General features: G+C 60.6%; 19 protein-coding genes. 9 read left to right on the forward strand and 10 right to left on the reverse strand.

Annotation, left to right across the window (positions count from 1 at the left end):
• Positions 1 to 47: 47 nt before the first annotated feature.
• Positions 48 to 2,750: a magnesium-translocating P-type ATPase gene (mgtA, locus tag T370_RS0103075; protein WP_029434711.1), complete on the reverse strand. Its 2,703-nt coding sequence runs from the start codon at positions 2,748 to 2,750 to the stop codon at positions 48 to 50.
• Positions 2,751 to 3,598: 848 nt separating this feature from the next.
• Here mgtA and T370_RS0103090 point away from each other — a divergent pair.
• From T370_RS0103090 to T370_RS0103130, 9 genes are all read left to right on the forward strand, one after another.
• Entirely contained in the window at positions 3,599 to 4,234 is a 636-nt protein-coding gene (locus T370_RS0103090) for a uracil-DNA glycosylase family protein (protein ID WP_029434713.1), read from the forward strand.
• Between the two features lie 173 nt (positions 4,235 to 4,407).
• Positions 4,408 to 5,178, forward strand: coding sequence for a helix-turn-helix transcriptional regulator (locus T370_RS0103095; RefSeq protein ID WP_005029730.1), 771 nt, complete (start codon positions 4,408 to 4,410; stop codon positions 5,176 to 5,178).
• 72 nt (positions 5,179 to 5,250) lie between these two features.
• Positions 5,251 to 5,922, forward strand: coding sequence for a B3/B4 domain-containing protein (locus tag T370_RS0103100; protein ID WP_029434714.1), 672 nt, complete (start codon positions 5,251 to 5,253; stop codon positions 5,920 to 5,922).
• Between the two features lie 68 nt (positions 5,923 to 5,990).
• A complete protein-coding gene (locus tag T370_RS0103105) occupies positions 5,991 to 6,860 on the forward strand; it encodes a DMT family transporter (protein WP_005029726.1) in 870 nt (289 codons plus the stop codon).
• A 674-nt stretch (positions 6,861 to 7,534) separates the two neighbouring features.
• Positions 7,535 to 8,674 carry an ABC transporter substrate-binding protein gene (locus tag T370_RS0103110; protein WP_029434715.1) on the forward strand — a complete coding sequence of 380 codons (1,140 nt, stop codon included), beginning with the start codon at positions 7,535 to 7,537 and terminating at the stop codon, positions 8,672 to 8,674.
• A gap of 140 nt (positions 8,675 to 8,814) precedes the next feature.
• Positions 8,815 to 9,708 (forward strand): branched-chain amino acid ABC transporter permease, encoded by an 894-nt coding sequence (locus tag T370_RS0103115; protein ID WP_005029723.1) that lies wholly within the window; start codon positions 8,815 to 8,817, stop codon positions 9,706 to 9,708.
• Positions 9,705 to 10,748, forward strand: coding sequence for a branched-chain amino acid ABC transporter permease (locus T370_RS0103120; protein WP_029434716.1), 1,044 nt, complete (start codon positions 9,705 to 9,707; stop codon positions 10,746 to 10,748). Before T370_RS0103115 ends, T370_RS0103120 begins: the two co-directional genes overlap by 4 nt.
• Positions 10,745 to 11,542 carry an ABC transporter ATP-binding protein gene (locus T370_RS0103125; RefSeq protein WP_005029718.1) on the forward strand — a complete coding sequence of 266 codons (798 nt, stop codon included), beginning with the start codon at positions 10,745 to 10,747 and terminating at the stop codon, positions 11,540 to 11,542. The genes T370_RS0103120 and T370_RS0103125 overlap by 4 nt, the downstream gene beginning before the upstream one ends.
• Complete coding sequence (locus tag T370_RS0103130; RefSeq protein WP_029434717.1) at positions 11,535 to 12,269, forward strand: ABC transporter ATP-binding protein; 735 nt, start codon at positions 11,535 to 11,537, stop codon at positions 12,267 to 12,269. The genes T370_RS0103125 and T370_RS0103130 overlap by 8 nt, the downstream gene beginning before the upstream one ends.
• Before the next feature lie 66 nt (positions 12,270 to 12,335).
• Here T370_RS0103130 and T370_RS0103135 read toward each other — a convergent pair whose 3' ends face one another.
• The 9 genes from T370_RS0103135 to T370_RS0103195 form a co-directional block, all read right to left on the reverse strand.
• Positions 12,336 to 13,163, reverse strand: coding sequence for a formate dehydrogenase accessory protein FdhE (locus T370_RS0103135; RefSeq protein ID WP_029434718.1), 828 nt, complete (start codon positions 13,161 to 13,163; stop codon positions 12,336 to 12,338).
• 356 nt (positions 13,164 to 13,519) lie between these two features.
• A complete protein-coding gene (locus T370_RS0103145; RefSeq protein ID WP_005030722.1) occupies positions 13,520 to 14,164 on the reverse strand; it encodes a 4Fe-4S dicluster domain-containing protein in 645 nt (214 codons plus the stop codon).
• An 11-nt stretch (positions 14,165 to 14,175) separates the two neighbouring features.
• On the reverse strand, positions 14,176 to 17,226 hold the full coding sequence (fdnG, locus tag T370_RS0103150) for a formate dehydrogenase-N subunit alpha (RefSeq protein WP_148399558.1): 3,051 nt from the start codon (positions 17,224 to 17,226) through the stop codon (positions 14,176 to 14,178).
• Positions 17,227 to 18,075: 849 nt separating this feature from the next.
• On the reverse strand, positions 18,076 to 19,671 hold the full coding sequence (locus T370_RS0103160; protein ID WP_029434720.1) for a sensor domain-containing diguanylate cyclase: 1,596 nt from the start codon (positions 19,669 to 19,671) through the stop codon (positions 18,076 to 18,078).
• 331 nt (positions 19,672 to 20,002) lie between these two features.
• On the reverse strand, positions 20,003 to 20,737 hold the full coding sequence (gene mtgA, locus T370_RS0103170; RefSeq protein ID WP_051643722.1) for a monofunctional biosynthetic peptidoglycan transglycosylase: 735 nt from the start codon (positions 20,735 to 20,737) through the stop codon (positions 20,003 to 20,005).
• Positions 20,738 to 21,102: 365 nt separating this feature from the next.
• The gene (locus T370_RS0103180) at positions 21,103 to 21,933 is read right to left on the reverse strand and encodes an SDR family oxidoreductase (RefSeq protein ID WP_029434722.1); all 831 of its coding nucleotides are present in this window, start codon (positions 21,931 to 21,933) and stop codon (positions 21,103 to 21,105) included.
• 56 nt (positions 21,934 to 21,989) lie between these two features.
• Complete coding sequence (locus T370_RS0103185) at positions 21,990 to 22,913, reverse strand: polysaccharide deacetylase family protein (RefSeq protein WP_029434723.1); 924 nt, start codon at positions 22,911 to 22,913, stop codon at positions 21,990 to 21,992.
• A 14-nt stretch (positions 22,914 to 22,927) separates the two neighbouring features.
• Positions 22,928 to 23,797, reverse strand: a complete 870-nt coding sequence (locus T370_RS0103190) for a polysaccharide deacetylase family protein (protein WP_029434724.1) — start codon at positions 23,795 to 23,797, stop codon at positions 22,928 to 22,930.
• A gap of 28 nt (positions 23,798 to 23,825) precedes the next feature.
• On the reverse strand, positions 23,826 to 24,614 hold the full coding sequence (locus tag T370_RS0103195; protein ID WP_005030710.1) for an SDR family NAD(P)-dependent oxidoreductase: 789 nt from the start codon (positions 24,612 to 24,614) through the stop codon (positions 23,826 to 23,828).
• Positions 24,615 to 24,670 lie beyond the last annotated feature (56 nt).

Below are 24,670 nucleotides of genomic sequence, written 5' to 3' on the forward strand. Positions count from 1 at the left end.
CGTTCCGGCTGAGGCGGGGATTCCTCCGCACCGTCAGCCGTTTTTGCTTACAGCAGTTCACCGTACTTTTTGATGAAGATGCCCTTAAGGGTTGTCGTCAGCAGCATGTAGGCCGCAAGCGTGGCGAACAGCCACGGGAAGAACGCGCCCGGAAGCGGCATCATGTCGAGAGCCCCGCCGACTGTCGTAAACGGGATGCACGTTCCCGCCAGAATCCCGAGCGAAGTCAGCCCCGTCACCTGCCACGAGGCCCGGCTGCGCAGGAACGGAACCTTGGGCGTACGCAGCATATGGAGCACCAGCGTCTGCGTCCACAGCGATTCCACGAACCACCCGGCCTGAAAGAGGCCCACGAACGCGACCTGCATTCCCGCGTCCAGCGTCTCATACGCCCCCCCGAACACCAGCGGGCAGATGTAGGTATACAGCAGAACGAACGTCGTGATGTCGAATACCGAACTGGCGGGCCCGAACCAGATCATAAACCGGCTGATCGATGAAGCGTCCCATGTCTTCGGCTGCTTCAGGAAATCCGCATCGACGTTGTCCCACGGCATGGCCGTGCATGAAATGTCGTAGATGAGGTTCAGCACGAGGATCTGCAGCGGGGCCAGCGGCAGGAACGGCAGAAACACGCTCGCCGCCAATACCGAGAACATGTTGCCGAAGTTGGAGCTTGCCGTCATCTTGATGTACTTGATGATGTTGGCGTAGATCCTGCGGCCCTCGATCGCGCCCTGCTCCAGCACCATCAAATCCTTTTCCAGCAGGATGATGTCGGCGGATTCGCGGGCGATGTCCACGGCGGAATCCACCGAAATCCCCACGTCCGAAGCCTTCATCGCCGCCGCGTCGTTGATGCCGTCGCCCATGAAACCCACGGTATGCCCGTTCTCGCGCAGGCACGTCACAATGCGCGCTTTCTGCTGCGGAGTCAGCTTGGCGAAAATGTCCGTACGCTCCGCCGCAGCGCGCAACGCCGCGTCGTCCATCGCCTCCACATCCGAACCGAGCAGCAGGGAATGGGACCGCAACCCCACCTGCCCGCACACGCTGCGCGTCACCGCGTCGTTGTCCCCGGTCAGCACCTTGACCGCGACGCCGTACTCCTTCAGCGCGGCAACGGCAGCCGCCGCGGAATCCTTCGGGGGATCGAGGAAGGCGAGATACCCGATGAGCACCATGTCCGACTCGTCCGCCACGGAAAACGCTCCGGCGACCATCGGATTCGTCTTGTGGGCCACGGCGATGACGCGCAGCCCGGCCTCGTTGTACCGCCGCACCGTGGCGAGGATCTCCTCGCTCAACGCGCTGGTGAGCGGCTCCACACTCCCCTTGTATTCCGCGTAGCTGCAAATGGAGAGCATTTCCTCCACCGCGCCCTTGGTGATGATCTGCGTCTTGCCTGCCTTGTCCGCCACAACCACGCTCATGCGCCGCCGGGTGAAATCGAACGGGATTTCGTCCACCTTCCGGTAATCCTGCCACAGCGGGAGCATGTTCGTCTCGTAGGCGTGATCCACGATGGCTTCGTCCATCAGGTTGCGCAGGCCGGTCTGATGGTAGCTGTTCAGGAAGGCGTGGCGCAGGACACGCTCATCCACATTGCCGTGCACGTCGAGCGGATATTCCAGCACGATGCGATCCTGCGTCAGGGTCCCGGTCTTGTCCGTGCACAGGATGTTCATGGCCCCGAGATTCTGGATCGCATTGAGATGCTTTACGATGACCTTTTTCCGGGACATGGCGACCGCGCCCTTGGCGAGGTTGGCGGACACGATCATGGGCAGCATTTCCGGGGTCAGGCCCACAGCCACGGACAGCGCGAACAACGCTGCCTGCACCCAGTCGCCTTTCGTAAAGCCGTTGAGAAAGAGCACCACCGGAACCATGCCCACCATGAACCGGATGAGCACCCACGATACGGCGTTCACGCCCTTCTCGAAATTCGTGCGGACGCGCGTTTCCGCGACGCGCCGGGCCAAAGCCCCGAACAGCGTATCCTTGCCCACGGCGATCACGAGGGCCAGAGCCGAACCGCTGACCACAGTACTGCCCATGAACGCGAGATTGTTGCACTCCAGCGGATTGCCGCCCGTCTGCGGCTGCGCGGCGGTCCACTTTTCCATCGGTTCGCTCTCGCCGGTCAGCGATGACTGGCTGACGAAAAGGTCCTTGGTTTCGACGATGCGCACATCGGCGGGGATCATGTCGCCCGCGGCGAGCCGGATCACGTCGCCCACAACAAGCTCCGAAATGGGGCGTTCCCGGCTCTCGCCGTCACGCAAGACCGCAATGGTGGTCTTGACCATCGCCTGCAAACGTTCCGCCGCGTTGCCCGAGCGCACTTCCTGCACAAACCGCAGCGTGCCGCTGATGAAAACCATGATGCCGACGATGAGAACGGCGGTGAGATCGCGATCCTCCGGCTCGACGATGACGTAGTCGGTGATGAAGGAAATGACCGCCAGAACAATGAGAACGACGGTAAACGGGTTGATGAAGGCTTTGAACAGACGCTTCAGGATGGAGTCCGCCTTTTTGCGGGCAAGCTCGTTCCGTCCGAACAGCGCCCGCATGATGTCGGGCCGGGGCTGTCCTTGGGGCGTCGTTTCGTAGGCTGCAAAGACCTCTTGCGGCGTCTGGCGGGCCGCCTCAAGAAGCCGGGCGGACGCGGGGCGGGCGGCAAGTCCGCGGACCTCCTGCGTGACGTTCAGGTCCTTTTCCGTTTCGAGCTGCTTTTTAATCATAGTTTCAACCTCATGAATGCTTTTCGGATCAGGCGGGAACCGATCCGACGGTGACTCCGAATCACGGCTGCAAGGCAGCCTTTCCACGCGCGGGGAACGAACGCCGCATGAGCGGCGGGGTTCCCGGCGAACAGCCTGCGGCAACAGGCAATGTCCACAAGACACCTCCGATGTTGTCATTGATAAAACGAAGCGGCGACGGAGCGCAGCCTCATGCAACGCTGAGTGAGAAGCCCTGAAAAGGGCACGGCAAGAGACGAACGGCGGTTAACGGCCGCGTTCGTGAGGAGAAAGGCGCAATCCGAAGAGGGTGCGCCGCGAGAAGGACGGGCGAAGAGAGAAAGCCCCGGCCATACGGAGACAGCCGAAAGGCGCAAGTAAAGACGCCGGGAGCTGGAATTCCCGAAAAAAACGGACAAGGGCACGCGAGACGCCGCCCGCATACGAATACGGAGAGAAGAAGGGCATGGAAACCTCCTGAGCCGCCGGGGGTGCGCCCCGGGCTCGTCAGAAGGCCAGGAGAAGCGCGCCGGCAGCGGTTGCTGTGGCACTATCAGTTGACGGGCAACTGTGGCTACTGTCGGACGACATGCTTTTCCTCCTTGGCGAGATGTGGAAATGCCGCTTTCGCAGCTTCCGGGGCGATCCCTAAACAACTCTCCCGTTAAAGTCAACGCATGATATGCGATCGTACAGCTTCCAATACGGTATCTGCGGCGGCAAACGGGCTTTTCCGGTTTTTGGCGCGGAACAACGTGATTTCAATCATTGTCTTCCCCGAACCCCGGCGTGTACGGGTAGGAAAAGGCCGCCGATTTCAAGGCGGCGCAAACCGCCGGAGGGGTCCCATGACCACAGCTACGGACACGTTCAGGCAGCATCTGCAAGAAACCCAAGCCATCCATTTCCTCCCCTACATGGGGGACGGCTACGCCGACGCCAGCCCGCGTATCCTCATGATCGGCGAAGCCAACCACGGCACGGCGCCGGACGGAGCCGACAGAACGTACACTGACGGGGTCGTGCGCCGGGCGCTCCAAGACGCCGCCGAAGGCAACGGCAACCACTGGGTCCGCTACATCCGCAACATCTCCGCCATGCTCACCGGGAACGCTTACGGTGGGTCCAACGCGGTGTGGGATACCGTGGCTTACGGCGTATTCTTCCAGCACATGGAAACGGAAACGCACCGCAACCGGTCCCGCGCCACGCCTGAAGAAATCGCGCTCGGACGCAGGGCGTTCTTTGCCATGCTCGACGTCCTGAAGCCTGATTTCGTGATCGTCTGGGGCTTGACCTTATTCAAACAACACTGGCTGTCCCCCGAAAGCGGCATCACCATGCTTGCTCCCGGCCTCTGCGCGTATGTCTTCACAGATCGCCCGGATGTCCGTATCTGGCACTGCCACCACCCGTCGAGGGATTTCAGCCATGTTTCCGAACACCAGAAATGGGAGGCCGTCCGGAAACTGCATATCCGCTGATACCCCTCCCGGCCTTATTCAGGTTTCCCTTACGCGTCCGGATGCCGCCTCCCGGATGGGGCCCGGCCTTGTAAGCCCGGAGGCTTTGGGCTTATAAGGTGCCGTATGCGCCGCACGGACAATCCCTTGCGGAAAACGGCGCATCTTTTTCGGCATCCATTGCGAGGCGGGCCATGTCCATCCGGATCGATTTCTTGAGCTACGAGGGGGAACGCAACAACGAGCGGCACCCCCACGCGCAGTTTGTCCTGCCCATCGCCGGTGAACTGGAAATCTCCATCGGCGGCGCGGAAGGCAGGCTTACCCCCTCCTGTGCGGCGTTCGTCGCGCCCGGCGTCCCGCATTCGCAGCTGGCGACCGTCTCGAACGCCTTTCTTATCGTCAACTGCGATCTTGCCGAATGCGGCGTCCCTGCGGCGGAACAACTGGCGGAACAAATCTTTCTTCCCGTTTCCGAAGCCACCCGACACCTGATCGGGTTCGCGGAGCTGTCCAGAGACCGCTTTTCACAGCCGGGCACCACGCAATGCTGGATGCCCCTGCTCCTCAATTCCTTCCTTGAGCGCCCGGTATGCCGCCCTTCCCGGCTCGCCGTACTGGAAAGGCTGATCGATGCCCACCCCGGCGCGCCGTGGACTGTGGGCGAAATGGCCCGGCGCATCGGCATCAGCCCAAGCAGGCTGCACGCACTGTCCCGCTCCGAATGGGGCCTCAGCCCGCAGGCATGGCTGGCGGAACGCCGTATCGGGCATGTGCGGAAATGGCTGGCGGAATCGGATCTGCCGATTGCGGATCTGGCGCTGCGGGCCGGGTACGCCGATCAAAGCGCGCTCACCCGCGCCATGCAGCGCCTGACCGGCCTGACGCCCGCCGCCTACCGGAGGCAAACGCGATTGGAACAAAAAAACAGGAGTCCGGAACAAGACTCCCGGACCCGCCCGTGATATTGTCCGTTCCGGCATGAGGACGAGACGGCCGTTTCGCCCTCGGCAATCCCCATTGCACAAGGAGCGGACATGTCGGCCCTCAACGTCACCATCGATCCATCCATCAAGGGCGCGTGGCCCGAAGCGCGTCTGGGCTGCTTCATCTACACGGCGGACGTACGCGCCCGCGAAGACTCTCTCTGGACCTGCCTCGAAAACGAGGTTGCCCCGTACCTCAAAACCATGCTGGAGACCACGCCGCTGGCCCAGATCCCCAACCTCGACGAATCCCGGAAGGCGTACAAGGCCTTCGGCAAGGACCCCGGACGCTTCCGCGTTTCGTCCGAATCGCTGTACCGCCGGGTGCGCCAGGGCAAGGCCCTCTACCAGATCAACAGCGTCGTGGACGCCAACAACCTTGTCTCGCTCGAAACGGGTTTCTCCCTCGGCTCTTACGATACGGCCCGCATCGGTGCGGACATCGTTTTCCGTCTGGGCAAGGCCGGGGAGGTGTATCCGGGCATCGGCAAGGACGACATCGCGCTCGAAAACATGCCCCTGCTCGCAGACGGGGAAGGCGCGTTCGGAAGCCCCACCAGCGACTCTACCCGCGCCATGATCACGCAGGAAACCCGCTCCTGCCTGACGGTCGTGTTCTCCTTCTCCGCCAGATCCAAGCTTGAAGAAGCCCTTGCCCTGACCGTCAAGCGTTTCGGCCAGTATGCGAACCCCTCGCACGCGGAATCCTTCATCATAGAATAGCATTCAGGCCGGGGCGGAACGCAGCCAAGCCCCGCGCGGAACCGCCGACCCTCTGGAGGAAAACGTTTATGGCAAAGGATCCGAAACAGATGACGGGCTATCTGTATGTGCTCGCCGCCGCCGTCCTGTGGTCGCTCATCGGCCCTTTTTCCAAAATCTGCATGGAAGAAGGCCTTGCGCCGCTGGAGGTGGCCTTCTGGCGCGCCCTGCTCGGCGGCATCTGCTTTTTTGCCCAAACGGGCATCTGCGGCGGGGCGCGCATCCCTGTGAAGCACGCGCTGTTCTTCTGCCTTTTCGGTGTGTTGAGCATCAGCGTGTTTTTCAGTTCGCTGCAAATCTCCATCCAGCTGAGCGGAGCCGCCATGGCGATGGTGCTGTTGTATACGGCTCCCGCATGGGTGGCCGTATTCTCCCGCATCCTGTTCCATGAGAGCTTCTCCTCCCGTAAGGGCATCGCTCTGGGGTTGGCCCTCTTCGGAACGGCGCTGGTGTGCTTTTCCGGCGGAAGCCTGAACGCCGAGCCGTCCGTGCTCGGCATCGTCTGCGGGCTCATATCCGGCCTTTGCTACGCCTCGCATTTTCCCTTCTATGTCTGGTGGCAGCCCCGCTACTCCACCGCCACCCTGTACGCCTACATGCTGCTCGGAGGCGCGCTCGCCCTATTCCCCTTCGTGGATTTCGCCCCCACCCGCTCGTGGACGGCGTGGGCCAACCTGCTGGCCCTCGGCGTGGTCACGAACTATGGGGCCTACCTCGCCTACGGGCGGAGCCTCCAGAGCATCAATCAAGTCAAGGCCGCCATCATCGGGAACATCGAGCCCGTGCTGGCGACATTCTGGGTCTGGCTGTTCTGGAATGAAAACTTCTCCGCCTACGGGTGGGCGGGCAGCGCGCTGGTCATCTCGGCGGTATTCCTGCTGACGGCGGATCGAAGCTGATACGGTTCTTCCCCCGTTACGGCACACGGCATGTTCTTTGGACATGCCGTTTTTTTTGCGTCCTCCCGTAACACGTTTTTTCAAAAATATATTTATGATTTCAATGCAATATGATATTTATATCTACCATATTCCATTGAATAAACAAACAACATCTTTTCTTTGAACCAGATAGGAATGCAAACATTCAGGCACTGTAAATCATGAAAGTTGAGTGCACAATCTATAGTATGCCTTCTTTACGTTTGAGCAATCAATTTAGATCTTTTCTTTATTTCATCATGCTGATTGCTTCCATATTGAAACTGTTTCATGAAAATTCTTATGTAACGTGATAGACGTCTTTTACTGTTTATTCAAACAATGAAACATATACAGAATGGATTTTTTATCCAAAAAAATACTTTATCTTTATTCTTGACAAAGAAAATAGTTTCTGTATGAACTGAACCATCGCGCAATCGGTAGTTAATGCATTACATCCACAGATTGTTATATTATTCATTATCTATCCTGTGTGGTATTTCCGGCATACTGCGTTTCTTTAGTACACGCAACGTTCGCCGGATTTCCTTTTCGAGATAGTGCCTGTTCAGCAGTAATCCTCTGCATCAGGTTTTATCTATTGTTTAGAGGCTGCTTCAATAACAATCTTACAGTTGGAGGATGGAAGCATGAAACTCGGCACTCTTTTGAGCGCGTTTGCCTGTATGGCCCTGAGCATGGGGTTCGCCACCCCCGCCAAAGCGGAAGATCCCATCAAGATCGGCGTCTACATGCCTCTGACCGGACAGAACGCCTTCGCCGGGCAGCTTGAACTTGAAGGCATCCAGCTTGCGCACAAGATCACGCCCACCGTCCTCGGCCGCCCCGTCGAACTGGTCATCGTCGACAACAAGTCCGACAAGGTCGAAGCCGCCAACGCCGTGAAGCGCCTTGCCGAGCGTGACAATGTGACGGCCATCATCGGTACGTATGCTTCCTCCCTCAGCCTCGCCGGAGGCGAAGTCGCCGAACGCGCCAAGGTGCCCGTCCTCGCCACTTCCAGCACCAACCCCCTCGTGACGCAGGGCAAGAAGTACTACTTCCGCGCCTGCTTCATCGACCCCTATCAGGGAGCCGCCGCCGCGGCCTACGCCTACAAGACCCTCGGCTACAAGAAGGCCGCCGTCCTCACCGACGTGGTCAGCGACTACGCCGTGGGCCTCTCCAACTTCTTCAAGAAGTCCTACAAGAAGCTCGGCGGCGAACTCGTTGCCGATATGAAGTACAGCTCCGGCGACCAGGACTTCACCGCCCAGCTCACCGAGCTCATCAGCAAGAAACCCGACATCGTCTTCATGCCCGCCTACTTCGCCGAAGGCGCCATCATCATGAAGCAGGCCCGCGAACTCGGCGCGACCTTCGTGCTCATGGGCGGCGACGCCATGGACAACCCCGACACCGTCAAGATCGCCGGCAAGGCCGCCGAAGGTTTCATGCAGACGGCGTTCCCCTATGACATGACCATGAAGGACATGAACGATCAGGCCAAGGCCTTCACGGAAGCGTGGAAGAAGAACTTCCCCAACAAGGACCCCAACGTGAACGCCACCCTCGGCTACACCTGCTACGACATGATCATCGACGCCCTCAAGCGTGCCGGAAAGGCCGACCGCGAAGCCGTCACCAAGGCTCTCGCCGAAACCAAGGACCTCGCCACCCCTGTAGGAATCATGACCCTCAACGCGAACCATGATGCCGAAATCCCCGTCGGCATCCTCAAGTACGAGAACGGGAAGCGCATCTACCTCGGTGAAATCGTCCCTGAATAAGCCCCCCTGTCCACGGCGGTGGAGGAAGGTTCCGCTTTCCTCCCCGCCTTTTTTGCCGTCCCCGGCCTCATTCGGGAGGGTTCCTCCCAGGCGGAAGGATTTACGGATTCCAAGGATTTTAAACGGATAAGGCAGGCACTATGAGTCTGGACATGTTTTTCCAGCACTTCTTCAATGCCCTGACACTGGGTTCCCTGTATGGCCTCATCGCCATCGGGTACACGATGGTGTACGGGATATTGCGGCTGATCAACTTCGCCCACGGCGACATTCTCATGTTGGGGGCCTATTTCGTCTTTTACGGCACCACGACATTCTTCCTGCCCTGGGGGGTGGCCGTGGTGGTGGCCATCCTCGCGGCCAGCGCCGTCGGCATCCTGGTGGACCGCATCGCCTACCGGCCCCTGCGCGACGCCCCGCGCATTTCGGCGCTCATCAGTGCCATCGCCGTGTCCTTCTTCATCGAAAGCCTCTCCGTGGTGGTGTTTTCCGGCCTTCCGCGCCCCGTGTACCAGCCGGAATGGCTCATGACGCCCATCAATTTCGGGCAGTTGAAGCTGCTGCCGATCACGCTGGTCGTGCCCGTGGTCAGCTTCGTGCTCGTGCTCGGGCTCCTGTGGATCATCCACCGCACCAAACCGGGTCTGGCCATGCGGGCCATCTCCAAGGACATCGAGACCACGCGCCTGCTCGGGGTGCGGGTCGACCGCATCATCGCGCTGGCCTTCGGGCTCGGCTCCGCGCTGGCGGCGGCCTCGGGCATCATGTGGGCCCTGCGCTACCCGCAGATCAACCCCTACATGGGCATCTTCCCCGGCTTCAAGGCCTTCATCGCGGCGGTGCTCGGCGGCATCGGCTCCATCCAGGGCGCCATGATCGGCGGGCTGCTGCTCGGCTTCATCGAGATCATGACCGTGGCCTTCATGCCCAGCCTGTCCGGCTACCGCGACGCGTTCGCCTTCGTGGTGCTGGTGCTCGTGCTCCTCGTCAGGCCCACCGGCCTTTTCGGGCAGCGTTCGGAGGAAAAGATATGAAGACCTCCATGCGCAACCTGCTGCTCAATCTCGCCGCCATCGGCCTGCTGGCCCTGTTCCTTGTCTGGGCGGAGACCAACCTCGACGGCTACAAGGTCCAGATCCTCAATCTCATCGCCGTGAACGCCATCCTCGCGCTGTCCCTGAACCTCATCTACGGCTTCACCGGGATGTTCTCGCTCGGGCACGCCGGGTTCATGGCCATCGGGGCCTACGTTTCCGCCCTGTGCGTGCTCCCCGCCGCCCAGAAGGAAATGATGTGGATCCTCGAGGACATCATCTGGCCCTTCTCGGTCATCCATACGCCGTTCTGGTTCTCGGTCGTCGCCGGGGGCTTCGTGGCCGCGATCTTCGGGCTGTTCATCGCCATCCCCGTGCTGCGGCTCGGCGGCGACTACCTCGGCATCGCCACGCTGGGGTTCGCGGAGATCATCCGCGTGCTCATCGTGAACCTGACGCCCATCACCAACGGCTCCCTCGGCATCAAGGGCATCCCCTTCCACGCCTCGCTGCTGGTCAACTACGGGTGGCTGCTCATCACCCTGTACTGCATGGTCAAGCTCTTGGGCAGCAACTTCGGCAACATCTTCAAGGCCATCCGCGACGACGAAATCGCCGCGAAGGTCATGGGCATCGACACCTTCAGGACCAAGGTGCTCTCCTTCTGCCTCGGCGCGTTCTTCGCGGGCGTGGGCGGGGCGCTGCTCGGCAACCTCCTGACCACCATCGACCCGAAGATGTTCACCTTCCTGCTGACCTTCAACGTGCTCATGATCGTCGTGGCCGGCGGCCTCGGTTCGCTCACGGGCAGCATCCTCGGCAGCGCGGTCATCACCGTCCTGCTCGAATGGCTGCGCGCCGTGGAAGACCCCATCACCCTCGGCGGATTCGCAATCCCCGGCATCCCCGGCATGCGCATGGTCGTGTTCTCGCTGGTCCTCCTGTGCATCATCCTCTACCGCCGCGAGGGCATCATGGGAATGCGTGAAATCACCTGGGACGCCATCTTCGACTTCTTCTCCCGGAGGAAACGCGCATGACCTCCTTCGCTCAGAACGGACTGCTGCTCGACGTGCAGCACGTGACCATGCGCTTCGGCGGGATCACGGCGGTCAACGACCTGTCCATGCGGATCCCCACGGGGTCCATCACCGGGCTCATCGGCCCCAACGGCGCGGGCAAGACCACGGCCTTCAACGTCATCAGCGGCTTCTACAACCCCCAGGAAGGCGACATCCTGTTCAAGGGCCACAGCGTGAAGGGCTTCCCGCCGCACCGGATCTGCAGGGCGGGCATGGCCCGGACCTTCCAGAATATCCGGCTCTTCGGCAGCGAAACCGCGCTGGAAAACGTCATGGTCGGCTGTCAGGTCCGCCGCAAAAGCCAATGGTGGATGCCCGTCTTCAGCCTGCCCAGCGCACGGCGCGAGGAAGAGGAAATCCGCGAGAAGGCGAAGGGCCTCATCCACCGCCTCGCGCTCGATTCCTACATGGACGAAAAGGCGTCGAGCCTGCCCTACGGGGCGCAGCGGCGCCTTGAAATCGCCCGCGCCCTGGCGACCAGCCCGGACTTCCTGCTCCTCGACGAACCCGCCGCCGGGATGAACCCGCAGGAAAGCACCGAACTCATGCGCTTCATCCGGCATATCCGCGACGAGTTCGACCTGACCATCCTGCTCATCGAGCACGACATGAAAGTGGTCATGGGCGTGTGCCAGTACATCTGGGTGCTGGAATACGGCCAGCTCATCGCCGAGGGCGATCCGGACGCCATCCGCAACAACCCGAGGGTCATCGAAGCCTACCTCGGAGAGGACGTCAGCAACCATGCTTGAAATCAAGGATCTCCACGTCCACTACGGCGGCATCCATGCGGTGCAGGGCGTCAGCATGCACATCCCGCAGGGCCGGATAGTCACGCTCATCGGCGCGAACGGCGCGGGGAAAAGCAGCGTCATCCGCTCCATCTCCGGCCTCGTGAAGGATACGAAAGGCGAAGTGCTGTTCACCCCGGCGGCCCGGGACGGCAGCGGGCCCAGGACGGAACAGCTCCTCGGGAAATCCCCCGAGGACATCATCCGGCGGGGCATCTCGGTGAGCCCGGAAGGCCGCCGCATCCTCCCCCACCTCACGGTCGAAGAAAACCTCATGCTCGGCGCGTACATCCGCAACGACAAGGAAGGGATCGCGCAGGACATCGACTGGGTCTACAATCTGTTCCCGCGGCTCAGGGAACGCAGCTGGCAGAAAGGCGGCACGCTCTCCGGCGGCGAACAGCAGATGCTCGCCGTGGGCCGCGCGCTCATGAGCCGCCCGGATCTGGTGATGCTCGACGAACCCTCGCTCGGCCTCGCCCCTCTACTGGTAAGGGAAATCTTCGACATCATCCTGAAAATCAACGCCGAAGGCAAAACCGTGCTGCTCGTGGAACAGAACGCCCTCGCGGCCCTGTCCATCGCGCACTACGCCTATGTGCTCGAAGTCGGCCGCGTCGTCGCCGAGGCCCCGGGGCAGGAACTCCTCAAAGATCCCAAGGTCAAAGAAGCCTATCTCGGTGGCTGATCCCCGTTCTCCATTCCACAAAAAAGGCGGCTTGAAGCCGCCTTTTTCTGTGCAACCATTTTGGCGCTATGCAGATTCCCCAAGGGGTAAGAGCCCCTGCTCCTGCATGAGAGCGTCCAGATAGCCCATGCCGAGGCACACGATGGCGGCTCCGTCCAAGGCCAGATCCCGCTTGCGGATGTCCGCTTCAAGGATGTAGTGCCCGCAATTCTTACAGGAAACGGCGCGTTCGTCCGGAGTGCTTTCAGCAAAATGCAGGCGCAGATTGTCCGGTTTGTCGCACCCGCATGAGGGGCACGCCGTACGCTGGAAACGCCAGTGCCGTCCGCAGTCGGTACAGAACAAGCTCCGGTGGCCTTCCTTCTCATGAACGATGCTGAGTTCCGGTTTTCCTCCACAGTACGGGCACGTCTTCCGGGCCGGATCGAAGGGCGCTTCGGGCAGGCTGCCCGCTGTGCGGGCCATAAGGATTTTCACCGTCTGCGCGATCACCATATCCAGCACATCCGGCGGCAGGCCGTTTTTCTCCGCGAACAGGACCAGCGGTTCCGGCTCATGCGCGAGGCTGGCCTTGCACAGGCGGCGGACGCTTCCGGGCTTGAGCGCACCGCGCACCGCCTCCACCTGTTCCCGCGCGCCGGGGAAGCCCTCGGCAACGGCTTCGAGCACTGCCGACGCAATGGCTCCGGATTTTTCCGAGCATACGGGCAGCTCCTCAAATCGGAACATAGGAAAGCCGTCCAGCGGCTTGGTTTTCCGCGACAGCGCGTAGGCATCAAGCAGCTTGCCGCGCGCCAGCGCCAGCGGCGTGAACGCCCGGATCACGGCGGCGTGCTCGGGGTGGGATGCGGCCAGTTCAATCAGCAGACGGCGCAGGGCGGTATCATCGTACATCGGAAATCCTTTAGATTAGAGCAAATGATTTTTGAGCGGATGTGCGGGGGAAAGGAGAAGCCTCTTCTTGAAAGCGGGAACATCCGCGAACTTCTCCCCTCCCCCACGCCCCCGCCGTCCATGTTCCCATGTCTTTATACATGGCTGTCCGGCATCCATGCGGAAACGTCCCATCAATGCAAAACCATCAAAAAATCCGCTCAATTCATCCATCCCGCTGCGGGAACAGACTTCAAGTGCAACATAAAAATCCGAGGGGATCCGGGGGGAATCATTCCCCCCGGCGGAGCCTGAGGCAGAGCCTCAGCGGGTGCGGGCAGAGCCCGCATCATCTCCCTCCCCTCGCTTACTGTCCGCTATGCGCCGACGTGCTCGGCGTACTTGTCCGGGTCGTCCGTGATGACGTAGATCACGCGCACATCATCTGGATCGACGGCATGGGCCTTGGGGAACTCCTTCTTCAGCTCCTCCACGCGCTTGTGCGCGAGTTCAAGCATGGCGGCGCGTTCCCCGAAGCGCATGGCTCCGGTGGGACAGGACTGCACGCACGCGGGAATGCCGCCCGCGCTGATCCTGTCGATGCACATGGTACACTTCACGATGGCCCCGGTCTTTTCGTTCTTGCGGGGGATGCGGTACGGACAGGCGTCGAGAAGCACGTCGAAATCGTTCTCGGCGGTCTTTTCCGTATACACCACCGCGCCGGTGGCCTCGTCGTGAATCATGGTCCCCTCATCGGCGGCGAGCACGCACGGCGGGTTCACGCAGTGGCGGCACATGTCGGTGAAGAAGTTCCAGTAGGGTTTGCCGTTTTCATGCCGCCCTTCGCGGAACCGGACGATCTTGTAGGTATCGCCGTTCATATCGGGCGGGTTCTGGTAGGAACCGGTCTGCACGGTATCGGTAGCGGGCAGCTCGTTCCACTGCTTGCAGGCCACCTGACAGCCGCGGCACCCGGTGCAGCGGGATACGTCAACGAGAATAGTCTTTCCGTCGGACATGGCCTTCCCTCCTAAGCCTTGATTTTGTCGATGTTGACCATGAACGCCTTGTATTCGGGCGTCATGCTGTTCGCGTCACCGACCATGGGACTGAGCAGGTTTGCCGTGTCGCCGCATTCCTTGGGCTGCAGCCAGCCGTAGTTGAAGGTCATGCCCACCTGATGCACGGTTTTGCCTCCGCACTTGAAGGGCGTGAGGCGCACCGTGACCATAGCCACGGCGTCGACCGTGCCGCGCGCCGAGGAGATGCGGACCTTTTCCCCGTTGGCAATGCCCTTTTCCTTCGCCAGCTCCTCGCTGATCTCCACATACGCCTGCGGCTGCGCTTCGACGAGCCACGGCTGCCAGCGGGTGAACGCGCCCGTGCACCAGTGTTCGGTGCAGGAGTACGTGGTCATCACCAGCGGGAAGTCGGGCGATGCGTTGGCGATCGGGTTCATGTCCTTGCCGAAGCTATGGAGGGCCGGGTTGACCCGCTGGGCGGACATGATGTTCTTCTTGAAGGGGCTTTCCATCGGCTCGTAATGTTCCGGGAACGGGCCTTCGGCCAGTCCGGGGCCGTACAGGGCGCCGAGGCCCTCCGGCTGCATGATGAACGGCAGCTTGCCGCCCTGCATGGCCAGCGGCGGGGCCGGACCGTCCGGCACGTCGCCGATCCATTGCCCGTCCTTCCACTGCACCAGCGCCTTTTTCGGATTCCACGGCTTGCCCTGCGGGTCCACGGAAGCGCGGTTGTAGATGACACGGCGGTTGACCGGCCACGAGTAGGACCATTCGGGATAGAGGCCGAGCCCGGTGGGGTCGACCTTCTTGCGCCGCTTCATGAGGTTTTCGCCAGCGCGGGTGAAGCTGCCGGAACAGATCCAGTTGCCGCACGAGGTCGAGCCGTCGGCCTGCAACAGCGGGAAGCCGGGCACGCATTCGCCCTTCTTGTATTCCACGCCGTTGATGGTCACGTCCTTGAGGAAGTAGCCGTTGATGTACTTCGCCACCCGCTCGGGATCGTAGCGGCCCTTGCCGTCCACGAAGTCGGTGTTCGCCGCCAGAATCGGCTCGGGGAACGTGCCGCCGTCCTTGGCGTACAGCTCCTTGAGCTTGCTCATGACGCGCCAGAACACGTCGCCCGTGGAGATGGCGTCGCCGGGGCCTTCGGCGGCGGCATACTTCCACTGCATCCAGCGCCCGGAGTTGGCCTGGCTGCCTTCCTTTTCCACGGAGGCGGTCACGGGAAGCAGGAAGCATTCGGTCTTCACCTTCTTGGGATCGAGGCCGGGGCCCTTCCAGAAGGATGCCGTCTCGTTGTCGAAGATGTTGACGTGGACCATCCAGTCAAGGTTCTGCAACGCCTTCCGGACCTTATTGGAATTCGGGAGGCTGCACGCGGGGTTCTGGCCCACACAGGTGAGGCCCTTGATCTTGCCCGCATACATGGCGTCGATCATGCTCATGACCGAGGCGTCCTGCCCGTCGTCGAGCTTCGGCAGATAGTCGTAACCAAAGCCGTTTTCAGGCGTCCCGCCTTCGGGATAGAAGGCCCGCATCAGGCTGGTGGCGTACTTGCCGGTATTGCTCATCCAGTTCAGGGACTGCGGGTTCGCCGTCTGGGGCGTGGTGCCCGCGATGTACTGCTCCAGCGTCTGCCACGAAGCCTTGGGAGCCTTGAGGTAGCCGGGCAGGTAATGCGACAGCAGGGCGTGGTCGGTGGACCCCTGCACGTTGGGCTCGCCGCGCAGGGCGTTGATGCCGCCGCCGCAGATGCCGATGTTGCCGAGCAGGAGCTGCACGATGGTCATCGTGCGGATGTTCTGCACGGCCACGGAATGGTGGCACTGGCCGAGGGCATACATGATGGTCCCGGCCTTGTCCGGCTTGCCGGTGGCGGCGAAGGCCTTGTACACGGCCAGCAGATCCGCCTCGGGCGTCCCCGTGATCGAGGAAACCTTCTTCAGATCGTACCGGTCGTAATGCTTTTTCATCAGCTGGAAGACGCAGTGCGGGTTCTTCAGCGTATCGTCGCGCTTGATCAGGCCCTTGCCGTCCTTCTGGAACGACCACGAGGACTTGTCGTAGGCGTGTTTCTGCGCGTCATAGCCGGAGAACAGACCGTCGTTGAACGAGAACTTGGGGTTCACGAGGAACGCGGCGTTCGTGTAGCTCAGTACGTAATCCTTAAAATAGAGATCATGATCGAGGATATACTTGATCATGCCGCCGAGGAACGCGATATCCGTGCCCGAGCGAAGCGGGGCGTACATGCTTGAGCGTGCCGACGTGCGGGTGAAACGGGGATCGACGTGGATAACCTCGGCCCCCTTGTCCTTTGCCTTGAGCACCCATTTGAACGAGATCGGGTGGTTTTCAGCTGCATTGCTGCCTTGAATGAGAATACAATCACTGTGCTGGAGATCGATCCAGTGATTCGTCATCGCGCCGCGTCCGAACGACTCTGCCAGAGCCGGTACAGTGGGGCCGTGTCAGACCCGGGCCTGGTGATCGATGTACACCAGGCCGTAGGAGCGGGCGAAGACGGCCATGGACCAGCACTCTTCGCTGTCGACGTTGGAGCTGCCCAGATGGGCAACGGACTCGACACGGTTGACTGTCTGCCCTTTCGCATTCTTCTTGACGAAGCCGGCGTCACGCTCTTCCTTGAGGTGCCGCGCGATGCGATCGATGGCGAAATCCCAATCCTTTTCCTCCCACTTGTCGCCGTAGGGAGCGCGGTACAGCACCTTGTCCAGGCGGCGGTCGTTGGCGGCCGTGGTCTGGTAGATGCCCGCGCCCTTGGCGCACAGCGAGCCTTCATTGATGGGATGTTCGGGGTCGCCTTCGATATTGATGATCTTGCCGGTCTTCGTATCGGTGCTGCACAAAAGCCCACACCCCACCGCACAGTAGCAGCAGATGGAGGTGGACTGTTTGGCGGTTTTGATCCGGTCGTATTTGGTCAGTTCCTGAGCAAAGGCTTCGATGGGAAGCACACTCACGCCAAGGCTGGAGAGCAGGATTCCCGCGCCCAGCCCGCATGACAACTTGAGAAACGATCTGCGTTCCATAGTCACTCACACGATGATGAGGGTTATCCGAATGCCCGGACCGCTGACGGCGGACGGATTTTCGGAGAATTCCCAGTCACGGTACAGGAAGAAACCGTTTCATTCAAGGCGACCCCCTTTCTTTTTCGTAATGTTAACAGCCTATTGAGAAAACAAGTGCAATCTTCAATTATGCTTATAAAAGCATAATAAATCAGTAAGCTGTACGCGGAGGCAGCCCTGTCCGGAGCCTTCCGGCCCAAATAGGGCGTGTCGTGCCCCCACCCAAAAAGGACATGGTCTCACGGTATTAGGAATCTATCAAAAAAAGCAGATCTCTTTTGGGACAATCTCGGAAAATGAGCAGAATGTCCGCAATGTCGCGGAAAAACCGTTCTCCGGGATACGGCGAAGGCGTGGGGAAACCGTTTTAGCGGCGGGGCAAACATGGATACCGAGCCTCTCCTGCGGGTGCCACAGGGAATCCGCCTCATGGCCGGGACAGGGAACCTCCCGGCATCCGTTCATCCTGCGCAGCAAAAAAGGACTGCCCCAAACAGGGCAATCCCTTCCGTTGCATGAAGGCGACGGGCCGCCAGTGAGGAGCGCACATCAGAAGCAGCAAGTAAACAGAACCATGAAAAACCGTCATGGAATCGCACGCCTTGAGCCGAAGCCTCGACCGGGCTGCCCCCTGCCCTGCATCCCGCCCAAGCCACACACGAGGCGGCGAGAACACTCTCCCCAAGAAAAGGGAAAAACACTCCAGAAGAAGCGCCATAGACGGAAAAGCACAACGCTTCCGACTCATACCGCCACCGCTCATCCCCTCATCCGGCCAACAGCCTCTCTCCGGCGCAACGCCTCAACGAAACGTCATTTTTTGATCAAACCGGACGAATACACGCAACAGCGGGACTTCCCGGACTGCTTCGCCGCGTACATGGCTATGTCGCTCTGCCGTACCAAGTCGTCCAGCTTCGTTCCCGGGTCCGCGCTCGACGCGATGCCGATACTCGCGGACATCACGCGCAGGTAATCCGAAACCTGAAACGCCTCCAACAGACTTTGCAAAAGCCGATTGGCCTTCTCTTCCAAAAACGCTAAAGACCGCTCACCAACAAGGCAGATCAAGAACTCATCACCGCCGAGCCGTACGATGAAATCCCCGGGGAACGCTTCCCGCATCAGCCGGGCAACGAGTTCGAGCGCCCCGTCGCCGATGTGGTGGCCGTGAGCGTCGTTCACTTTTTTGAAATCGTCCAAATCGACATACAGGAGGCTGAGCTGGTTCTCTTTCCTGTTCTCGTTCATATACTCATAGAAGAAGCGGCGATTGTATAATCCGGTCAGGGCATCGGTATTCGCGCTGATCCAGATCTGGTGCTCGAATGTCCGTTCGATGGTTACGTCACGGCAGAAGCAGAACTGCCCCACCCGGTTGCGGAATACGTCAAAAATGGGTTCTTCATGGAACTCCAGAATCCGCTCCTCGCCGTCGCCGTGCAACCGTATTTCGAAGTGCCCCTCCCCGTAGGTCTTGCAGAGGCTTTTCTGGATAACGTGCTTCCATTCCTCATAGGGCTTGCCGACGATGTTCTTTTCCTTCGCGGCGAAATATTCCTCAAACTTGGCGTTCACATTAATGATCCGCCCGTCGTTGCCGCTGATGAGGATCGCAAACGGCATATTCCTCAGGAAGATCTCCAGCTCCGCGCCCATGTTCGCAAGATCGGTCACGTCATGCGCGATGCCGACCGTCCCGAGGATCGTCCCGTCGTCGTCGAACAGCGGGGACTTGTATGTCTTGAACTGACGCATCCCCTGTTTGCTCTTGACCATTTCGTCAAAAAGGCAGGTACGCCTTTCCTCAAGCACGATCTCGTCAGACTCCAGACAAATATACTCGCCCTGCTCGTATTCTTCCTTCTTCAGATCCCATATGTAATAGTGGCCGCGTCCTTGTACGTCCTCCTTCTTCTTGCCTACGGCATGGCAAAAACCGTTGTTGACCTTCAGGTGCGACCCTTTTACATCCTTAAACCAAATAAGATCGGGAATGCTGTCGATGATCGTATCCAGATACGTCTGGGTCAGGCGGCTGTCTTTCCTATGCTTGATGCCCGCTAATATCTTTTTGAAGCGTACCGCACCGAAATCCCTATGGAAAGGCTTCACCCAGATGTCGTCGGCGGCCTCCAGGGAAGGGGTGCGGAGAACGGCGAACGCTTCCGCTTCCATGCAGAACACCAGGATCGCCCCCGGCTTGCACAGTGCTCGAACCGCTTCCGGACGCTCCGCCACGGGCAGATCAAGAACGATGATATCACTGCCCCGCACGGCTTCCGGAGAAAAACTCCGGTAACCGGAAACCTCATGCTCAAACCGTTCCAGCGGAGCGATGTTCCGTACGTCTGCCAAAAGCAGAGGATCCTCGCTGAAAATCCTGATGTCGAGCTTACACCTGTACACGTCCTATCCCCTTAAATGATGTATCACGGACACCATGCCCGGCCTTCGTCAAAACCGGGCCTCCTCGGAAGCACGAAGGCCCCTCTTCCCCCAGCTCTCAGTGAAACGATTCCTTTCCCAGCAAAAACGGTTCCCTCATTCTCTTGTTTACGGCACTTTGACGTTCCTCTGGGTCAAAACAGGCTCCTCTCCCGCCGGTTGGCTAAACCGGGAGCCCCTTTGTATCAGCCTATGCTGTTCAGCATTGCAATGCCAGCACTGTTTTGGGCCCTCCGTCGGTGCTATCGCGTAACCATCCATCATGATTTCCTTCATGCGGCACAGATTTTCTTCAGCGCGGCATCCGTTTCAAAAGCCGGGACGAAAGGCGTTTCACGATGGCCGAAGAAGGGGTGCGCCGCAGCGGGGACGGCAGCATGACCGCCAGCCGGGCGGCCTCGCCCCGTGAGAGGCTTGCGGCGGATTTTCCGAAGTAATGCCGGGCTGCGGCCTCCGCCCCGTAAACGCCGTTGCCCCACTCCGCGACGTTCAGATACAGCTCAAGAATCCGCTCCTTGTCCAACGCGAGTTCCAGACGCCATGTCATGATGGCTTCCTTGAGCTTCCGCAGGATAGAACGCTCAGGCGTAAACCACAGGTTCTTGGCAAGCTGCTGCGAGATGGTGCTGCCCCCGGCGGCCATCCGGCCTTTATCCCAGTTACGCTTCAACGCATCGTACATTTGGGAAAAATTGAATCCGTCGTGCTTCCAGAACAGATCGTCTTCGGACGTCACCACGGCTTGGCGGAGCGCCGGAGCAATGCGCTTGAGCGGGACCCACTGCTGCCGGATACGCATGGCCTTGCCGTCCTTCGCCCTGGGGCCGTTCTGCCATTGCTCCTGACGGTATTCCATAAAAGACGTGGTCCGCGGCTGTTCCGTCTCCAGCCAGCCGACGGGAGGCCACACCAGATATCTTCCGATATCCAGCATGAGGAAGAGGGTTACCCCGAAGAGCAAACTGCGTACCGGACGTTTTCGCCACGACGCGGCTCTATTTCGCACGAATGTTGTGAAAAAAGACATCGCAGAACCGTACCCCCATCACCCCGCTCCTGCAAGGAGGGATGCAATCCCTGCCTGTGGAAAAGGCCAGCATTCGGAGAAAGGAGCATGGGGCTCCGAGCTTGGGAACCTGCGGGGAGAAGGATTGGAAAGCATCAAAAAAGATTAAGCGATAGGCTGTTACAAACTCTCAGGCAACGCTACAATGAGAATATCCGCCGAAAACGTTTTCCGCCTTCGAGCGCCCTTTCCCCGACCCGAAAAAACGGCGCTGCCGGAATCCTTTTCCGACAGCGCCGCGCGCATACAGGGGAGACGTCATACGGAAACGCTCCCGTTCCTTCCCTAAAGTTTGCCCGCCATGCGGCAAAGCCGGCCCCCTGCCGTCAGGCCGGGGAATCGAGGAGATACCCCCCGTCGACGGTCACGGTGATGCCCGTCACATACGAGGAGGCGTCCGAAGCCAGCCAGACGAGCGTGCCGATAAGCTCGTTGGGATGCCCCATCCGGTGCATGGGCGTGGCGTCCACCCCGCGCTGCGCCTTGGCGCGGTAGCTGCCGTCAGGGTTGAACAGCATCTGGGCGGGGTTGTTGTTCGGGAAAAACCCCGGAGCCACGGCGTTTACGCGCAGTTTCGGGTTGAAATCACGGGCGAGGTGCGCGGCGAGGGACTGGATGAAATTGCTCACCCCCGCCTTGGCAGCGGCATAGGCGATATGTCCACGGATAGCCGTGAACGCGCTGATGGAGCTGAAATTGATGATCGATCCGCCGCCGGGGTTGTCGAGCATCTTCGCGCCGTACGCGAGGCAAGGCCAGAAACAGCCGCCGAAGAGGTTCAGCGTCACCGTATCGAACTGCGGCTGTGCGTCGAGATCGAAAAGGCTCTGTTCGTCCGTGTAATACGCGCCTTTGACGTTGCCGCCCGCGGTGTTGATCACCACGTCGATCCCACCGAAATCGCGCATCACGTCTTCGGCGTGTTGCCGGATCTCGTCCTGGCTGAACGAATTTACCTTGTAAGGCTTTATCTCCACACCCACGTCGCCGATTTCGGAGATCAGAGTGTCCAGCCGTTCCCTGCCGGAGTTGTAACACGCCGCCACGTTGGCCCCCGCATAGGCCATCGCCCGCACGGCGGCCCCGCCAAGGGCCCCGGAAGCACCGGTCACAACGGCGGTTTTCCCTTTCAAACTGAACAGCGCATGAATATCCATCTCGTCCTCCTGACAGGTTAACGCGCGTTGTCTCCATCTGACTCCAACCGTGAAGCTCATTCCTCATCAAGCCACGCGGCCTTCTCGAAACGCAGCGTCCGATCCGCGGGATAGGCCTGCTTCCAATAGGCCGCGCACGCTCCAGAAGTGGCGCTCCAGAGATCGGGGTCACCCGTAACCGCCCGCATGAGCCTGTCCAGCACGGCCCGGGCCGCCCCGAACTGCATGAGGTACGGCTGGATCACAAATGTGGACTGCCTTCCCCACGCCCGCACGCCTTCCAGCTCGGCGGCCCAGTTTTCCCAAAGCGCCCGCGTCTGCACGAGCCCGCTCCCCTTGCCCACTCCGGGGAAAAACATGAAGAACTGCGTATCCATCGCGTAATAATAGGGCAACATGAGCAGCGTGTGCCGCCGGTCGTAATCCGTAATCCAGTAGTGCGGGATGTCGTCCGCCATGGAGTTGCCGAAATACCCGCAACCGGCTTCGAGCAGCAGTTCCCCTGTGGCGTCGGAAACCGAACCGCCCGGATAATCGTCCCCCGTGCGCGGCAGCGTGAACCATCCCTCAGGCCGCGTGCCCGTCAGCTCCGCAAGCCCCGAAAGCGTCCGCTCAATGCGTTCCCGTTCTTCGTCAGGGGAAAGCCCAGCCACGTCCTCCTTGGCGAAGGAACCGGCGGCGATTTCGTGGCCGTCCGCATGGGCGCGGCGGACGATCTCGGGAAAGGCCCGGGCCATCGCCAGCGGCACGGCGAACGTGGCCTTCACGCCGTAAGCGTTCAGATAGTCGATGAGCCAGCCGCCGGATACCGCATTGCCCCACACCGTCCGGGCATAGGCGATCGCCGCCTCATCAATACCCTCGGCACCGGCTGGCACGCTGTAGTCCACCACCACGGACACGGCGGCCTTGCCCGCAGGCCACACGATGCCGGAAGGCGACATTTCATCCGAAAGCGTGAAATCTTTTTTCCAAGGCATGGCGTCCTCCGGGATCAGGCTGAAGCCGGCCCTTCGGCCGGAAACCGTTCAAGGATGTAGTCAGCAAGCCACGCGGACGTGGCGAACAGCACGTCGCCGTCCTCCCGCGTCCGGCGGAAAAACCGCCGCAGCATTTCGAGGCGGCAAAGCCTCCCGCACAAGTGCGGATGGATCACGATGTTCATATAGCCGGTCGTTTCGCGGGCGGCGGCATAGGCTTCGAGAAGCGTCTGAAGGAACGCTTCGGGGGACTGGATGCGCTGCTGCTCGTTGCGGCTTCCGAACCATCCGAAATAGAAAAACATCGCGTCGTCATGGATAAAACTGATCGGCAGGTTGAGCATCCATTTCCCGATGTTTTCATAATAGACATAGAAGGGAAACTCGCCCTGCGGCGTATAGGAAACATATGTGTAGGCGTGATCCCGGAGCGCGGCGAGGTCGTGCTCGCTGCGCGTGCCCGCCGGGTATTGTCCCGTCAGCCCCTTGATGAGCGTATCCGTCCTGTCCATGTGGACGGCCTCCTCCTCAAGCGTCGGGGGGATGTGGTGATCCCACATGTGATTGGCGACTTCGTGCCCTTCCCGCACGGCGCGCCGGAGTACTTCCGGATATAAGAGCCCCGTCTGCCCGGGCAGGAACAGCGTCGTTCTGACGTCGAATTCGCCGAACACGTCCAGCAGCCGCCACAATCCGGTCCGGCCCCCGAACTCGCCCTGCGCGCACCAGAGTTTCGGTTCGCGGAGGAACTTCCGAAAAATCATCGCGTCGAAATCGACCGTAAAGTTGATGATGACCTTGACGCCGCCGGGAAAGACGAATCCCGGGATATCCTTGATCCGGCGGGCCGTTTTGTTCTTGAGCATCAACGGAGCTTCCTGCATCGCCTGTACTCCCTCTGGGTAAACCCCATTACACTTCAGTGATCATGCCGCCCGACAGATTGAGGGACTGCCCCGTCAGATACGAGGACACGTCCGAAGCGAGGAACAGCGCCGTCCTCACAATGTCGTCCACGCTGGCCATGCGGCCCAGCGGAATGGTTTTCCGGATGGCCTCGCGCAGGGTTTCGGCGGGAACGCCCAGACGTTCCGATTCCGCCGCCACCCGGGAATCCACCATCTCGCTCTCGACGGGGCCGGGACAGATGCTGTTGGCCCGGATCCCGTCTGCGGCGTACTCCACCGCCACGGACTTCAGGAGCATGATCAGCCCCGCCTTGCTGACGGAATAGCCGCTGTACCCCGGCAGGGGGCGCTTGCCCGCTCCCGACGCGACGGCGACCACGGACCCGCCGCGTGCCCGCATGAGGGGCAAGAACGCGTGCAGCAGGCGGAACGTGCCGTGTACGTTGATGTCCTGCGTGCGCAGCCACGTTTCAATGGAGTCTTCCGTCAGCTTCACGGGATCGGGGAAGACCCCCGCGCACTGGATCAGGATATCGATGCTCGGAAACAAGCGCCCGACCGCATCCCGCATAGCCTCGACCTGCGCGGCGGAGCATACGTCCGCCGTGAACGCCCGGGCCACCACCCCTTCGGCTTCCAGTTCCCGCGCCCGTTCGAACACACACCCGTCCCTGTCGGCGAGGCAGACGGATACGCCCTGCCGGGCCAATGCTCCCGCAATGTGAAAACCGATGCCCCTTGCCTTCCCGGCACCCATCACAAATGCCGTCTTGCCTTTCAAATCCGTATACATAACGTGCATCCCTTGTTGTGGGCCGGACGGCAGCGGAGGAAGGAGGCCGCCCGGCC

The organism is Bilophila wadsworthia ATCC 49260, assembly GCF_000701705.1.
Lineage (GTDB): Bacteria > Desulfobacterota > Desulfovibrionia > Desulfovibrionales > Desulfovibrionaceae > Bilophila > Bilophila wadsworthia.

What these genes read in the sequence shown, in the direction of transcription:
- T370_RS0103185 (WP_029434723.1), bottom strand. Translation starts at nt 22,913, where the DNA reads ATGCCTTGGAAAAAAGATTTCACGCTTTCGGATGAAATGTCGCCTTCC.
- T370_RS0103190 (WP_029434724.1), bottom strand. Translation starts at nt 23,797, where the DNA reads ATGCAGGAAGCTCCGTTGATGCTCAAGAACAAAACGGCCCGCCGGATC.
- T370_RS0103130 (WP_029434717.1), top strand. Translation starts at nt 11,535, where the DNA reads ATGCTTGAAATCAAGGATCTCCACGTCCACTACGGCGGCATCCATGCG.
- T370_RS0103090 (WP_029434713.1), top strand. Translation starts at nt 3,599, where the DNA reads ATGACCACAGCTACGGACACGTTCAGGCAGCATCTGCAAGAAACCCAA.
- T370_RS0103145 (WP_005030722.1), bottom strand. Translation starts at nt 14,164, where the DNA reads ATGTCCGACGGAAAGACTATTCTCGTTGACGTATCCCGCTGCACCGGG.
- T370_RS0103100 (WP_029434714.1), top strand. Translation starts at nt 5,251, where the DNA reads ATGTCGGCCCTCAACGTCACCATCGATCCATCCATCAAGGGCGCGTGG.
- T370_RS0103095 (WP_005029730.1), top strand. Translation starts at nt 4,408, where the DNA reads ATGTCCATCCGGATCGATTTCTTGAGCTACGAGGGGGAACGCAACAAC.
- T370_RS0103115 (WP_005029723.1), top strand. Translation starts at nt 8,815, where the DNA reads ATGAGTCTGGACATGTTTTTCCAGCACTTCTTCAATGCCCTGACACTG.
- mgtA (WP_029434711.1), bottom strand. Translation starts at nt 2,750, where the DNA reads ATGATTAAAAAGCAGCTCGAAACGGAAAAGGACCTGAACGTCACGCAG.
- T370_RS0103135 (WP_029434718.1), bottom strand. Translation starts at nt 13,163, where the DNA reads ATGTACGATGATACCGCCCTGCGCCGTCTGCTGATTGAACTGGCCGCA.
- T370_RS0103105 (WP_005029726.1), top strand. Translation starts at nt 5,991, where the DNA reads ATGGCAAAGGATCCGAAACAGATGACGGGCTATCTGTATGTGCTCGCC.
- T370_RS0103110 (WP_029434715.1), top strand. Translation starts at nt 7,535, where the DNA reads ATGAAACTCGGCACTCTTTTGAGCGCGTTTGCCTGTATGGCCCTGAGC.
- T370_RS0103180 (WP_029434722.1), bottom strand. Translation starts at nt 21,933, where the DNA reads ATGGATATTCATGCGCTGTTCAGTTTGAAAGGGAAAACCGCCGTTGTG.
- T370_RS0103195 (WP_005030710.1), bottom strand. Translation starts at nt 24,614, where the DNA reads ATGTATACGGATTTGAAAGGCAAGACGGCATTTGTGATGGGTGCCGGG.
- mtgA (WP_051643722.1), bottom strand. Translation starts at nt 20,737, where the DNA reads ATGTCTTTTTTCACAACATTCGTGCGAAATAGAGCCGCGTCGTGGCGA.
- T370_RS0103120 (WP_029434716.1), top strand. Translation starts at nt 9,705, where the DNA reads ATGAAGACCTCCATGCGCAACCTGCTGCTCAATCTCGCCGCCATCGGC.
- T370_RS0103125 (WP_005029718.1), top strand. Translation starts at nt 10,745, where the DNA reads ATGACCTCCTTCGCTCAGAACGGACTGCTGCTCGACGTGCAGCACGTG.